We start from the raw sequence: 14,297 nt of genomic DNA, 5'->3' as shown, positions 1-14,297 counted from the left end.
GAATGACTGGCGTTCACTGTAAGGCAATTCACCAGCAGAACTGGATCTCTTATGTCAAAAAACATCGTGGAAAGGTATCTTGTCCTTAAAAACAAATACCGAAATTATGATACCAAATACGCCCTAAAACGAATGCAGGCCTTCCGACTTGCTACTCAAGAATTATCACGTAAAGGGTATGAAGTTGCCTTGGAACTGCTGGGATCCATCAACTTTGGTATTGTAGATCCAACCTCGGACGTTGATTGTATTTTGATGCTGGAATGTGATCTTCACAAAGATCAAAGTTGTTGTCCCGCTCACTGCACAAATATGAGTTTTGTAAAAACAGAAATTTCAAAATTTGTTTCGAAACGATTGGCTCCCGAAACGGTTAACATCGATTATCTGGACACAATTAACCTAAAGTATGTAGAAGAAAAAATTAGAACGGAATCAGTTCTAGGTGATGAGACATTGTATTGCCTTTTGTTTTATCGGAATATCGGTAGACCAGTCAACCGCCCACTTTTCATTCCCTTCTGTGACCAATTGGAAGAAAATCACGATTTTGTAAAAGAAATTATGTCTTGGGCAGCCGAAGCCTTAGAAGGTTATCTCAACACCAACCAACATAGAATGTCTTTCAATAAATACAATGAAAGAATTCGAGCAAGGGGTCTCAGTCTTCCCGAAGGTTTACAACAAGAATTACAGGCTTATATGGAAGGAAAAGGAAAACCTTCCTAATTTCTAGTAGGTGTACGAGTTTTTAATCCACAAAACTTAATTTATCTTTTCACCGATCCCTTTTCGGATGAGTGAATCGATCATATAGATAGCTGTTCTCGATTTACATCCGATCATAATATTTTTGTTTACCTTTAAAATCGAATCATTAAATTTCTGCCATGCTGGAACGAATTTGGTCAAAAAGGGGTAAATTATTTCCTTACCTTTTGTTGAACATAGTCCTCTTTATTTTTGTCGCCATGGCCTTCCTATTTTATACTGCCAGCGAAAGGAATATTGATGAAGCAGAAGAAAACAGATACCATTCTTTACAAATTGCAAATGAACTCCGCCAATCTTCAGACCAACTCACTAATTTAGTGCGGTTGTATGTCATCCAAAGAGACAAAAAATATAAAACATACTTCCAAATGATTTTGGACATTCGGAATGGCAAACGTCCAAGACCAAATAACTATAGCTATGCCTATTGGGATCTTGTCATTGCAAACAAACTTTCTCCTCCTTCCGAAGAAGGAGAAACCATCAGTATTTATGAATCAATGAGAAATGCAAATTTCCATGAATCAGATTTCATTTTACTTTCGGAATCAAAACTTAAATCAGACGAACTTACAAAAATTGAATTTGAGGCCATGTCTATTGCAGAAAGGGACATGGGAAAAGGATCCAAAGCAAATCCTAGAGCCATTACTCTGTTATACGACGATAACTACCTTCGTGCCAAAGCAGAAATCATGAAACCAATCAATGATTTATACGATCAATTAAATGATCGAACTACAAAAGCAATTGAAGATGCAAAAAATGTAGTTTTTCTTTTAAGAACCGTACTCATAATCACTGGAATTATCTTTGCAATCAGTTTGTTTTTAACACATCGATCCCTAACTTCCATCATTGGAGGTAGTGTGGATGAGGCATTTCGAAAAATATCCTTACTTGGTGATGGAAATTTTTATGGCGATATCCATCCCGTTGATCATAGAAACTCCATTTTAGGTAGATTAAACACTACTCAAAAAAGACTACAGGAATTATACGAAGATGGGGAATCCACAAAACAACGATTAATTAATAGCGAATCTAGGCTTCGGGAAATTTTGGACAATGTTTCGGCTTGTATTTATTTGAAAGATATAGACGGAAGATACATATTCGCAAACAAAGAAGTTTGTAATTTATTTGGGAAACCTCTAGAAGAAATTTTAAACCAAAAGGATGAAAAATTTATAGATAAAGAAATTGCAAAAGTTTTGATTTCAAACGACGAATCCGTTCTTATCGATGGGATCACACTGCGAACAGAAGAATCTATTAAGTACGTACATAACGAGAAGGTCACATCCTATCTTACTGTAAAAATTCCCTTACGAAACCAAAACGGTGAAATTTACGCACTCTGCGGGATATCAACAGACATTAGTATCACAAAAGAAATTCAAAATGAATTAGAAAGAGCTAGAGATTTTGCCGAAATTGCTAATCGAGCCAAGTCAGAATTTTTAGCGTCCATGAGTCATGAAATTCGAACTCCATTGAACGGAGTCATTGGTCTCACACAAATTTTATTTAAAACCAATTTAGACGAAGAACAAAAATCACTTGTCACATCCATTGCTTCTGCTGGCAAATCTCTCCTTATCATTCTCAATGATATCTTAGATTTTTCAAAAATCGAAGTTGGGAAAATGAAAATCGAAAAACTAAATTTTGACATCCACCATTTAGTTTCCGAAGTTTATGATTTATTATCCATTGAATCCAAATGGAAACCTATCGATCTAAAACTAGAAATTGATCCCAATGTTCCTAAGTTTATTTATTCTGATCCCGGTAGAATTCGCCAGATTATATTCAATTTACTCGGGAATGCCATTAAATTTACAGAAAAAGGTTCCGTAACTCTTCGTATCAAAAGAGAATCCGATAAAATTCGCATCGAAGTAGAAGATACAGGAATTGGTATTTCAAATGATAAAATTGAATCCATTTTTCATAAATTTTCACAAGCTGATGCTTCCACCTCAAGAAAATATGGTGGGACTGGACTTGGTCTTTCCATTTCGGAACGCCTTGTCTCTTTACTTGGTGGCACCATTGGTGTCAGTAGTGAACTAAAAAAAGGCAGTCTGTTTTGGTGTTTGTTACCTATCGAAAAGGAAGATTCAACAAATATAGAAAAAAAAACAGATGAAAATACCACCAAACAAAATTTATTCGAATCCACCTTTGCCAACCAAAACTTTCTGATTGTTGAAGATAATATTCTAAACCAAAAAGTAATGGGTGGACTCTTAAGAAAATTTAATATCAACTTTGATGTCGCTGAAAATGGACAGGAAGCCGTAACCCTATTCCAACAAAACAAATACGATTTGATTCTTATGGATTGTGAAATGCCTGTTATGGATGGTTTTGAAGCCACGGAAAAAATTAGAGAACTAGAAAAAAACAAAACGGAAAAAACAATCATCATTGCTGTCACTGCCCATGTATTAGCCGAACATAAAGAAAAATGTTTTGCAGTGGGAATGGATGGATTTATTGGAAAACCATTTTATATAGAATCTTTATTCCAAACATACCAGGAGATCAGCCAAACAAAAAATCTGGTTTAACCAAATTCGTCCCAACTCATTGTAATTAGTCTAGGCAACTGATTCCAAGTTAGGAATTAGTTACATGGGAAATCTCACCGTCACCATAAGTCTTTGTGACTTCTGCAATGATGACTTGGTATCCCGCATACCATTTCGTATATTGTGATTTTGCTAGTGTATGATCGGAATAGGTTCTTAAAGATTCCAAACCAAGATTGGATTTAAAATAATAAACAACTGCCATAGTACCTTGTTCCAAATTCACCCAACTATCTTTTCCCAGATATTCTGGATGGTTTTCTACATGAGATTCAATAGACTTGTCCAAAGTTTCGAACTCGGAATCTGATTTTTTTTGTTTAAAAATAAAAGTAGCACTAATCATTTTATATTTTGAATTAAAATAACTTTCGAACGAAAGTTATTGGTAATTGGAAGCTTTTGTATTGATATTTTCCAAATGGCGGATGTCTTTTCCGGTATTGAGTCGAACAAGTTCTTCTGCTACGTTCACAGCATAATCACCTAACCTTTCCAATGCGAGAATGATTCGATACACATCTGCAAATTCTTGTTTTTCCATATCCGGAACAGATCTATATTTTTGGAAAGCTTGGTCACAAAGGGCATTTAATTCATCTTCTAAAGTATTGACACTGCCCATAAATCTTTCTTTTTCTTCTACAAGAGATTCAATGGCCATTCCTGCAAGTGTAGTCACTCGAGATAAAATGAGAGTCATAGGTTCTTCGTTTTTAAAAAGGCCTTTGCGAATTGTTTTATGACGGAACACATCGGCACAGTTGACCACTTGGTCTCCCATCCTTTCCATGTTTCTTGTAATCCGAATGGCCGAGAGCGCAAACCGCAAAGGATCTTTTTTTAAAACAATATCGTTATCTACATCACCCATTCCGAGAATGTTACGGTTACTCACTGCTTCTAAAATTGCATTTTGGGAAAGGTTATCATTTTCTTTTTCTAAATCATCGATGAGATCATCCCTTTCCACAATCCGTTCTGCTTGGGCATAATCATCATCTTCCAAAGCTTCACTAAGAAGAATCACCTGCTCCAAAACAAGTTCAGCCATGGAGTATAAATTTTTTCTTAGGTAATAAAACTTGGAGATGATCATATTTTACTTACTATGGTTTTGTTTAGAAAAAATTTTCTTTACTCTTGTTTGGCGTTAGACGGTCGCGAGTTCTGATACTTCTTCTACTGTTAAGATTTTTTCAATATCGATGAGGATGATAAACCGATTGTCCTTTTTTCCAACACCAGTAATGTATCTCGAAGATATCCCTTTGACTGAAGGTGGAGGTGGATCCACTTGGTTTGCTGGAAAATGTACAACATGAGAAACTTTATCAACAATCACTCCAATCGACTTACCGGCAACATTGATGACAATGGCACGATCGGCGGTTTCCGTGATGTTTTTGATGTTCAAACGTTTGGCAAGGTCAATCATACGAACGACTTTGCCACGAATGTCCATAATCCCTGCAAAAAAACTTTTGGATTGTGGAACACGGATTAGGTTAGTAATTTTGACAATTTCTTCGACTATGGTGATGGGAATGGCATACTCTTCATCGCCCAAATTGAATATAATGTACTGCTCATGAATGAATTGGTTTGCGGATGATGTTTCTTTTGCCATATAACTTTCTACAATGTAACCTACGCACTAAAAGTAGACGTAGCCATTATAGAAAAAATATGAGCCGAAACTGAGAAATGACAACACTTTTGTCATTAGGACAGAACGTTTTCTGACAAGAAAATCGAGAAGTCCAGCGGCCATTCCCAAAATCCCTAAAGTCAAACCTAATACGACATAATCATAGTAGAGATAGTAAACCAAACATCCAAATCCGACACCCAAGCAGATATCTTGCAAATCACCCCAGACTCGTCGTTTAAAACGCAACCAGAGCGATCCTCGCGCCTCTCTTGCCTCTCGGCGCAGTCTTCTCCAACGTTGGAAACGAGTTTCGCGAACAATCCCAAAAATAGAATCATATCGGGTGGAGGGAAAAAGTGCCGATTCCAAAGGAAGTCTCGAGGAACGACCTTTCTCTTGGGCATCAGGGACAAAGGGGGGGTAAATTTCGTAAGCCCCGCCAATACATGCAAGCATGTCTTTATCGGGGAGGGCACTAAAGTATTCGCGAAAGGGCCAAAGCTTTCGAAAGACAGGATAGGCACGGCCAGAAGTAATATCCTTCTCAGCTTGTACGGTACCGTTTTTCACAGTAGCACCATACATCCGACCCTTCTCTTCTTTGATTTCGACAGCTAAACGAACGAGACGTTCGTGAAAGTTGAACTCAGCCTCCAGGACATCCCCGAGAGGTGTTTCCATGGTAAATGCTCGGATGAAACCGGGTGTGCGGGGTTTCTGTTTCCTCCAGACTTGTTTCATAACAAATCTATCGGAGGAAACATTAAGTCACTGAAGAAAGATTATTTCTTCTTTTTGTGTCTGTTGGCTCTGCGTTTTTTCTTACGTTTGTGGGTTGCGATTTTTCTACGCTTTCTCTTTTTTCCGGAAGGCATTCCTTCCTCCTTATATCAAGCCTGTTCTGTCAAATTTCTAGTCGAGGTACTTTTGTAAAACTTTATTTTTCCTCATTGTGGATAACATCGCTTTGATATCACCCACTCCCTCGCGAGAAGTCACAAGTAAAACATCTGGTTCTTCCACAACAATGAGATCCTTCACACCGAGGAAGGTTATGAGTTCCTTTTGCACCGAAGAAATATTTCCCGAAGCTTTATGGTAGAGCACTTCTTTCCCTTGGTGGTGGTTCTTATCTTTGTCACCGGGAAGGATTCGTTCGAGTGACATCCAAGATCCGACATCATCCCAATTGAAAGTGGCTTCCACCATGCGAATCCGATTCGATTTTTCCATAATGGCAGTGTCGATGGCTTCGGAAGGAAGCATTTGGAAGGCAGTTTTTAAATCCCCAAAATTCTTAAAAGGAAACCCGTTTTTGAGTGGTCCTAAAATATGCGGAGCATGACGTTCCAATTCCGATAGAATGGTTTCTGTGCGGAAAAGAAAAATCCCTGGGTTCCAATAAAAATTCTTTTTCTTTATGTATTTTAGAGCGGTTTTGAAATCTGGTTTCTCAAAGAATGCTTTAACCGTATAACCTACATCAGTTGGTTTTCCAGTGCTGATGTAACCGTATCCTACTTCGGGGCGATTCGGTTTGACACCCAAAAGAACCATTCCATTTTCTGTCTCGTATAAGGCCTGTTCAATGGTTCTTGTAAATTCTTTGATGGGATCAATAAAGGCATCAGCAGACAAAACAATTAGGTTCGGATTCCCAAATTTTTTCTGAAAGTAAAGTGCTGAAAGAGCAATGATAGGGGCTGTGTTTTTTCCTTCCGGCTCTAAAATGAAATTTGTGGAAGGAAATTTAGGATCTTTTTTGAGGATCTCTGCCTTTAAGTTGGCATTGGTTCCAATATAAATTCTGTCAATAGTTGTAATGGTGAGAGCCCGGTCGATGGTCTCACGAAGAAGAGTTTTATTAGAATAAACTTTCTGAAGTTGTTTGGGAGAATTGGTACGGGAGCGAGGCCAAAACCTCTCCCCCTTTCCACCAGCCATAATGAGGACAACCGGGGATTCTTTTGGTAATTTTGCCATAGTGTCTGGAACCAGAATCTAACAAAGCAAACAGAGGAAAACCAGAAAAGAGTTAGGCTCCTCCTGCTTCCTTCGGTGTTTCTTCACTGTGGAGTTTGATTGGTTTTGCTGGGATGATGGTAGAAATCGCGTGTTTGTACACCAAATTCTGTTTGTTATCGTTTTCTAAGATGATGGTGAAGTTGTCAAAACTAACAACCTTTCCTTTCAGCGGTACTCCGTTTAACAAGTAGATAGTGAGATCAATTTTCTCCTTTCTTGCTGTATTTAGAAGTTGGTCTTGGATATTATTTTTTGCCGACATTGGACATCCCGAGTGATTTCTCTATATTTTATCTATATTTGTATACAGTTGGACAGCGGCTTCGAAGGAAATGGGCGAAAGTATTGGATCTTTTTTGAACCAAGTGATCTGTCGTTTCGCATAATTCCTATGGCTTTGGGCTAGCTGCTCAATGAATGTATTACTGTCTATGGTTCCATTTAGGAAAGCAAGCGCAAAATTGTAACCTAAGGTTCGTAGGCCCGGACAGTCAGCTCCATAGAGAGAAATCACTTTTTTTGTCTCCGCTAACATACCCGTGACGATCTCTTCCACTCGTTCATTAATCCTTTGGTAGAGGATTTCACGAGGCCAATCCAACCAATGTCCAACCACTTGGACATCTGGATAATCGTTTAAGTATCCCCCTACCGTTTCCTTAGAAACTTCGGACCACAAAACTCCAGTGAGTACGACTTCCAATGCCCTTTTGATTCTGTATCCATCTTGTGGTGATAAAGATTCGAGAGCTTTGGGATCTTTGGCAAAAAGTTCTGTCCTCGCTTCTTCTAAGGGAAGTTCCAAAACATAATCTTTGGTTTCTTTGGGTACATTTGGTACGGGATACATCCCTAAAAGAAAGGCACGTAGATAAAACCCTGTGCCACCAATGAGAAAGGGGATTTTGCCACGAGCCCGAATGTCGTTAATGGCCTCGCGGGCCCAAAGGGAAAATTGGCTCGCATTGATGGATTCGTTTGCATTTAAAAAACCAACGAGCCAGTGGCGGATATGGGAAGATTCTTCGGGAGTGGGGGCCGTTGTGCCTACCGGTAGATCCCGGTAGACTTGGCGTGAGTCAAAAGAAACAATTTCGAAACGTTTGGGGTCGAGTACTTGCGTGAGGGCGGTTTTACCAGAACCAGTGGGGCCACCAAGGACGGGAAGGATCACTCCTCTTCCTCAGCAGGCGCCTCCTCTTCTTCGGCTTCTTCTAATTCCTCTGTTTCTTCCATGAGTTCATCATCTTCTAAAACTGGCTCTTCCTCTTCTTCCACTTCGTATTCAGAACTACGAATGGCTGCCATTCGCGATTTGATCGCCGGTTTCGCCAATTGGTCTGCACCGCATTTCGGGCATTTTTTTTCTGGTTTGTACAAATCGTAGAACTTGGTTCCACAAGAATAACAACTGAACTTTTTGCCGAGAGGGTTGTTCGGATCAATTTTGACGGCTGGAGCCTTGGCCACGGGAGCCGGTTTGTCCTTCACAGTGGCAGGGGCTGTTTTAGGGGCAGGCACGGCTTTCGCCTTAGTTGCGGGGGCTTTTGCACCAGCTACTGCCTTTTTTTTATCTTCCTTCGGGGAAGCGGACTTGGAGTCCTTGGGTTTTTCTTTGGCTACCGCTTTTTTCTTGGGCGGAGCCTGCTTCTTGACTGCTTTTTTTGCGACCATAAACGTACTTTTGACAGTTTTGGAAATCCCCTCTCGGGGACAACCTTTTTGAAATTGGACGGTTTTCTCCTGGATGAAAATTAGTGAAAAGTTTTTTTTTTCCTATGACCCAATTAAGTGTCAATGTCAACAAGATCGCCACTCTACGCAATTCTCGTGGTGGATCCATTCCTAGTGTCATTCGAATTTCAGAGATTATCTTGGATGCCGGCGCCTACGGCATCACCATCCACCCCAGAGAGGACGAAAGGCATATCACCAAACAAGATGTATTCGAAATTCAGAATTTTCTAAAATCTTACAACGAAAAAATGATAAAAAATGGATCTCCCAAAAAGGAATTCAATATTGAAGGCGAACCAAGTGAACGGTTTTTGAACCTGGTTCTTGCTGCAAAACCAGACCAAGCCACACTCGTACCTGTCAAACCTGGGGAAATCACTTCTGATCATGGATTTGATCTAAAAAACAAAACCGTGTTCCAAACCTTAAAACCAATGGTGGAAAGATTAAACAAAGAAGGAATCCGCGTTTCCTTGTTTATGGAAACGGACTTTGAACAATATCCACTCGTAAAAGAACTCGGAGCCGAACGAATTGAACTGTATACGGGGCCTTTTGCCGATGCTTATGACAAATCCCCAGAAGATGGTGCCCAAAGTTTTAAAAGTTATAAATTGGCAGCGATAGAAGCCCACAAACTAGGGTTAGGTGTGAATGCAGGCCACGACTTAGACACAAACAATTTAAAACTTTTTGCCAAACTCCCTCATTTAGCCGAAGTATCCATTGGTCATAGGTTGGTAAGCCAAAGCCTTGTGGATGGAATGGAAAAAACCATTGGAGATTATCTCAGAGTTCTTTCGATAGGAAACGAAGTTTAGAATACTGAGGGTCTTGTTCCAAAAGTAATTTGGCAGCCCTTTCTAAAGCAAGGGCCAATTGTCCTTCTAGTTTTCCCTTTCGTTTCGCCGATTGGATTTCTGATAAAAAACTACGAAGGCCTTCTCGCGCTTGGGATTCGTTTCCAGAAGCCGAAGCAAGTTTTACCTTTTTCCATGCTTCGGTAATCGGAGCACCGGGTCGGAAGGTCACCCCTTGCATCGGAACTCCTGATTCTGTTCCAAGAGAGGAACTTACAGATACCACTCCGGCACTCGCACCCACAGCTTCTTTTCCTGTTTCTCCTCGGTGGTAACTTGCCGTATCCCAAATCCGAGAAAAAGGATCCGATTTCATTTGGTCGGCATAAAGTCGTTCTTTATAAGAAAGAGAAGAAAGTCGGATTTCTTTTTGCACATTTGATTTATCACCATCACTTAAGTTTTGGAAACAATCGGCAAGAACCCCTCGGCGTAAACTTTCCTTTGTGAGTACACCTCGTTCGGCAAGGAATAAAAAGGATTCTGATTTTGGAGGTTTGTTTTCCTTACAGAGTTTCTGGGTCTCTGTAAACACGGCAAGAACCTCACCGTCTTTTGAATGGGCCTTTAAATCTGGTATATTTCCTGATTTTTCGGCAGATATTCGTAACATATTTTTATAAAGACTATCGTTTGGATTTTTTTCTAGAGCCTTTCTAAAAGCAGTGTAACTCTCTGCATAATTCCCGCGGTGGTATTCGAGTAATCCCCAGGTGTAACATAAATACCCATCGTCTGTATCACGAGTTCGGCAAACGTATCTTAGTCGAGACATAGCCCCTTCTCTCGAATCTGCGGATTCCCATACATCCAAAAGCACCTCTTCCAGAAAGATCAGTGTTTCCAAACTATATGGATCCCGGGTTGGGTTCTTTTGTGGTTCGGAAGTACAAAACCCAAGGGAAAGAGCAAAAATCAGGACAACGAAAGGACGCATGGCACCGTCTATGATATACGTGTGTCCTAGATTTGTCCCGATTTTTTTTGAGTTGCATGGACTGGAAAATCGGAAATTCTTAGGATAATCTATCCACTTTACGAGAGATCCCTTGAAACGAATTGTTTACCTACTTTCTTTTTTCACCCTACTCAGTTTTGCCCTTCCGGTAGGATTCATTTCCTGCGAACCAGAAGCCAAAAAAGCTCCCAACCGAGTCACTAATTTTACATACCAAGACTTCGAAACCGTGGTCAAATCTGTGGATAAGTATTATATTGATAAAAATATTAATAAAAACAGAGCTTTCACTGATGCGGCAGCTTTTGCTGTTCTCAGTATGCCACACCCACTGTATATTTACCCAGAAAGTTATTTCAATGAAAGGGAAAAATACGACGACAAAGAAGATCTTTGGCCAGGGAAAACTTTCAAAATTTCTCCATCCGACAAATTCGTGTTATTTGATCCTGACTACACTCTTGTGGAAAAAATCCAAAAAGAGAAACTAAAGAAAAACGAAAACAGGAAACTTTCCGATGCAGAACTTAAAAAACTCATCGAAAAAGAAAAACTTAAAAAATCGGTCATTGCATCCAAATGGGAAGAAATTAATTTTTCGCGCAAAGAATTTGACCGAGTGATCTCTTACGTCCAAGACAATTTGGAAACTTACAAAACACCAGTTCTCAAAGGACTTACGGAACTTGACGGGGAACTTCCCGAAGAAGAGGAAGATAAAAAAGAATTTAGCATGGAACAAGTGTTTCTTGCTGCGGCCAATGGTTATTTAAATTCTTTAGATCCACATTCCAACGTTTTCCTAAAAGAAATGTGGGAAGAGTCCATGGCAAAAATTAGCGACGGTTCCTTTGAAGGAATTGGAGCCATCCTTTCTGGCGGGGGAAGCCGTGAAGTCGTGGTGGAAAATCCATTGGAAGGAAGTCCTGCCGTTCGTGCCGGAATTCGTAGTGGTGATACCATTGTGGCAGTAGATGGAAAGGTCATCAAAAACCTATCTCTCGATAAAGTGGTAAAAAAAATCAAAGGGCCAAAAGCCACGAAAGTAGTTCTTACCATCACAAGAAAAGGTAATACCGGAAAAACCGATATCGAAGTCATCCGTGATAAAATTACGATTAAAAACGTAACACATCACATCGTAAAAGAAAATCCTCAAGTTGGTTATATCAAACTCACTGGATTTGTGAAACCAGGTCCTGGCGAAGCTCCGATTGATACACAAATAGCAAATGCTGTTGTTGAAATGGAACAAGAGGCCAAAGAAAGTGGTAAACCATTAAAGGCTCTCATCCTAGACTTACGTGGAAACTCGGGTGGATATTTGGATCTTGCCATCGACATTGCTGATATGTTTATTGAAAAAGGAATGATTGTGTTCACAAGAACTCCATTCCGCAGTGATGAAGAAAAATATGCAAAAAACAAAGACATCACCAAACTTCCTTTAGTTGTAATGATCAATTCCAAATCAGCATCGGCTTCAGAAATTGTAGCAAGTGCCATCCAACACCATGGCCGTGGAATTTTGCTAGGTGAAAGAACTTTTGGAAAAGCAACGGTTCAAAGTTTAAATAACCTTGAAAACAATCCTGATTACCTACTCAAAATCACAAATGCAAGATACTATTCTCCATCTGGAAAAACCATCCAAGTTGTGGGAGTGTCTCCAGATATTGAAGTATCAGAAGAACCAGATGGTGGTTTTCCTTTCCGTTACCGTGAAGAAGATATGTGGAACCACCTTCCACTCATACCACACGAAGGTGTTGTGAAATCCAAGTTCAATGTCAATGCCATCAAAGAGTATGCAAAGAAAAATGGAAAGGCAGATGCTTTCTTAAAATCACATGCCAACGATGCCATCAAACCAGATTATATGTTAATCAGAAGTTTGGATTACATTGAAGGAATGTTAAATACAAAATAATCCGAAGCCCAAAAGGTTAGGATATAACTCAAGAGATACAATTGGAAATCATGTGACTCGAATTAAATCGGATTTTTTGATCATTGGAAGCGGAGTGAGTGGTTTATTCACTGCGCTTAAATTGGCTCCGCTTGGATCTGTAGTGGTTGTTACCAAAAAGGCTGACTACGAATCCAATACCAATTATGCCCAAGGGGGAATTGCCTCTGTTTTTGATGACAAGGATAAGTTTGAAGAACACATCAAAGATACCTTGGAGTCAGGGGCAGGCCTTTGTGATTTAGAAGCAGTGCGAGTCCTTGTCGAAGAAGGACCAACCAGAGTTAGGGAACTTCTAGACCTAGGAGTTCCTTTTACCAGAAACCAAACTGGGGAACTCGACCTTGCTCGCGAAGGTGGTCATAGCAAAAATCGAATCATTCACTCTCTTGATAGAACAGGAAGTGCCGTAGAACAGTCATTACTCGATCATGTTCATGCAAACAAAAACATCCAAATTTTAGAAAACCATGCCTGCGTGGATCTAATCACCAAACACCATTTAAAGGAAAAAGAAAATCTTCCCCTTCGATGTTATGGTGCTTACATTGTAGATACAGAAACAGGAGAAGTATTTCCAGTTCTCGCTAAAAAAACCATTTTAGCCACTGGTGGTGCCGGTCAGGTATATCTGCATACCACCAATCCCAACATTGCCACTGGCGACGGAGTGGCAAGTGCCTACCGTGCTGGTGCCATTGTAAAAAATATGGAATTTTATCAATTCCACCCCACTTCTCTTTTTCATGAACAAGGAAATAGTTTTTTAATTTCAGAAGCTGTTCGTGGTCATGGCGGCATCTTACGAGAGATAGGTGGTAGACCTTTTATGAAAGACTACCACGATATGGGGGAACTTGCACCGCGTGATATTGTGGCTCGCGCCATAGACGATACAATGAAAAAACGAGGAGAGCCCCATGTCCTTCTCGACATCACTCATAGACCCGCAAACGACATCATCAACCACTTCCCATCAATTTATGAACGTTGTAAAAAACTAGGAATCGATATCACAACGGATCCCATCCCCGTGGTGCCAGCGGCACATTATATGTGCGGTGGTGTGGCCACTGATCTTTTGGGGCGAACCAATATTGCCGACCTTTATGCATGCGGCGAAACCACTTGCACAGGAGTTCATGGCGGTAACCGATTGGCTTCGAATAGTTTACTGGAATGTCTTGTTTTCTCGCATAGAATTGCAGGAGATATCAAGTCCCAAGGAAAACTAAGTTATTCTGCTGAAACAGACCTTATCCCTGATTGGAACAAAGAAGGAACCACCAATACAGAAGAATGGGTTCTGATCTCTCATGATTTGATTGAAATCAAAACCATTATGAGTAATTACGTGGGAATTGTGCGTTCTGATATGCGACTCGAAAGAGCCCTCCGTCGATTGAAACTGATCTCCGAAGAAGTGAAAGACTACTACAACAGAACCACTGTCTCTATTGAATTATTGGAACTTCGAAACTTAGTGAAAGTGGCAGAACTGATTGTTCGATCCGCACTCTTAAGGAAAGAAAGTCGTGGGCTTCATTATAGCACCGACTATCCAGAAGACAGAACTCCTTCGAGACAAGATACCATCCTTTCTCACAAACTTTAAGACATAAACGAAGGTTAGGTGTCAAGATTCATTTACGGCTGATTTCTAATTTTTAGTTTTTCTAAACAAAAGGATATTTTATCCGTTAATAAATTTCCAGATTTT

14 protein-coding genes are annotated in these 14,297 nt (G+C 40.0%); 5 read left to right on the top strand and 9 right to left on the bottom strand.

Features of this window, described 5'->3' with window-relative positions; all coding sequences use genetic code 11:
- Positions 1-51 precede the first annotated feature (51 nt).
- On the top strand, positions 52-729 hold the full coding sequence (locus EHQ24_RS13705) for a hypothetical protein (RefSeq protein WP_135602137.1): 678 nt from the start codon (positions 52-54) through the stop codon (positions 727-729).
- 161 nt (positions 730-890) lie between these two features.
- Positions 891-3,353 (top strand): PAS domain-containing hybrid sensor histidine kinase/response regulator, encoded by a 2,463-nt coding sequence (locus EHQ24_RS13700; protein WP_135602136.1) that lies wholly within the window; start codon positions 891-893, stop codon positions 3,351-3,353.
- 49 nt (positions 3,354-3,402) lie between these two features.
- On the opposite strand, the gene EHQ24_RS13695 is transcribed toward EHQ24_RS13700, so the two are convergent.
- The 8 genes from EHQ24_RS13695 to EHQ24_RS13660 all read right to left on the bottom strand — a co-directional run bounded on the left by EHQ24_RS13695 (position 3,403) and on the right by EHQ24_RS13660 (position 8,727).
- Complete coding sequence (locus tag EHQ24_RS13695; RefSeq protein WP_135602135.1) at positions 3,403-3,720, bottom strand: hypothetical protein; 318 nt, start codon at positions 3,718-3,720, stop codon at positions 3,403-3,405.
- Between the two features lie 36 nt (positions 3,721-3,756).
- Positions 3,757-4,473 (bottom strand): phosphate signaling complex PhoU family protein, encoded by a 717-nt coding sequence (locus EHQ24_RS13690; protein WP_208725778.1) that lies wholly within the window; start codon positions 4,471-4,473, stop codon positions 3,757-3,759.
- Positions 4,474-4,527: 54 nt separating this feature from the next.
- The gene (locus tag EHQ24_RS13685) at positions 4,528-5,004 is read right to left on the bottom strand and encodes a chemotaxis protein CheW (protein WP_135602134.1); all 477 of its coding nucleotides are present in this window, start codon (positions 5,002-5,004) and stop codon (positions 4,528-4,530) included.
- Between the two features lie 27 nt (positions 5,005-5,031).
- Positions 5,032-5,709 carry a hypothetical protein gene (locus EHQ24_RS13680; RefSeq protein WP_244310423.1) on the bottom strand — a complete coding sequence of 226 codons (678 nt, stop codon included), beginning with the start codon at positions 5,707-5,709 and terminating at the stop codon, positions 5,032-5,034.
- A gap of 231 nt (positions 5,710-5,940) precedes the next feature.
- The gene (locus tag EHQ24_RS13675) at positions 5,941-7,011 is read right to left on the bottom strand and encodes a mannose-1-phosphate guanylyltransferase (protein ID WP_135602132.1); all 1,071 of its coding nucleotides are present in this window, start codon (positions 7,009-7,011) and stop codon (positions 5,941-5,943) included.
- Positions 7,012-7,063: 52 nt separating this feature from the next.
- The gene (hfq, locus tag EHQ24_RS13670) at positions 7,064-7,315 is read right to left on the bottom strand and encodes an RNA chaperone Hfq (RefSeq protein WP_135571899.1); all 252 of its coding nucleotides are present in this window, start codon (positions 7,313-7,315) and stop codon (positions 7,064-7,066) included.
- Positions 7,316-7,336: 21 nt separating this feature from the next.
- Positions 7,337-8,227: a tRNA (adenosine(37)-N6)-dimethylallyltransferase MiaA gene (gene miaA / locus EHQ24_RS13665; RefSeq protein WP_135602131.1), complete on the bottom strand. Its 891-nt coding sequence runs from the start codon at positions 8,225-8,227 to the stop codon at positions 7,337-7,339.
- Positions 8,224-8,727: an FYDLN acid domain-containing protein gene (locus EHQ24_RS13660; RefSeq protein WP_135602130.1), complete on the bottom strand. Its 504-nt coding sequence runs from the start codon at positions 8,725-8,727 to the stop codon at positions 8,224-8,226. Before EHQ24_RS13660 ends, miaA begins: the two co-directional genes overlap by 4 nt.
- 104 nt (positions 8,728-8,831) lie before the next feature.
- Between EHQ24_RS13660 and EHQ24_RS13655 the strand changes: the two genes are divergently transcribed.
- Positions 8,832-9,611, top strand: a complete 780-nt coding sequence (locus EHQ24_RS13655) for a pyridoxine 5'-phosphate synthase (RefSeq protein ID WP_167483081.1) — start codon at positions 8,832-8,834, stop codon at positions 9,609-9,611.
- Here the strand turns inward: EHQ24_RS13655 and EHQ24_RS13650 are convergent.
- The gene (locus EHQ24_RS13650; protein WP_135602128.1) at positions 9,580-10,587 is read right to left on the bottom strand and encodes a tetratricopeptide repeat protein; all 1,008 of its coding nucleotides are present in this window, start codon (positions 10,585-10,587) and stop codon (positions 9,580-9,582) included. The two genes, EHQ24_RS13655 and EHQ24_RS13650, sit on opposite strands and share 32 nt — an antisense overlap.
- Before the next feature lie 112 nt (positions 10,588-10,699).
- Here EHQ24_RS13650 and EHQ24_RS13645 point away from each other — a divergent pair, with 112 nt between their 5' ends.
- Together EHQ24_RS13645 and nadB are read left to right on the top strand one after the other, a co-directional pair.
- The gene (locus EHQ24_RS13645; protein ID WP_135602127.1) at positions 10,700-12,538 is read left to right on the top strand and encodes a S41 family peptidase; all 1,839 of its coding nucleotides are present in this window, start codon (positions 10,700-10,702) and stop codon (positions 12,536-12,538) included.
- Between the two features lie 52 nt (positions 12,539-12,590).
- Positions 12,591-14,192, top strand: a complete 1,602-nt coding sequence (nadB, locus tag EHQ24_RS13640; RefSeq protein ID WP_135602126.1) for an L-aspartate oxidase — start codon at positions 12,591-12,593, stop codon at positions 14,190-14,192.
- The last annotated feature ends 105 nt before the right edge of the window (positions 14,193-14,297 follow it).

Origin of the sequence: Leptospira noumeaensis, assembly GCF_004770765.1 — a bacterium.
Taxonomy (GTDB): Bacteria; Spirochaetota; Leptospiria; order Leptospirales; family Leptospiraceae; genus Leptospira_A; species Leptospira_A noumeaensis.
The sequence above is the reverse complement of the archived record's forward strand: the minus strand, read 5'-3'. Positions and strand labels throughout refer to the sequence as shown.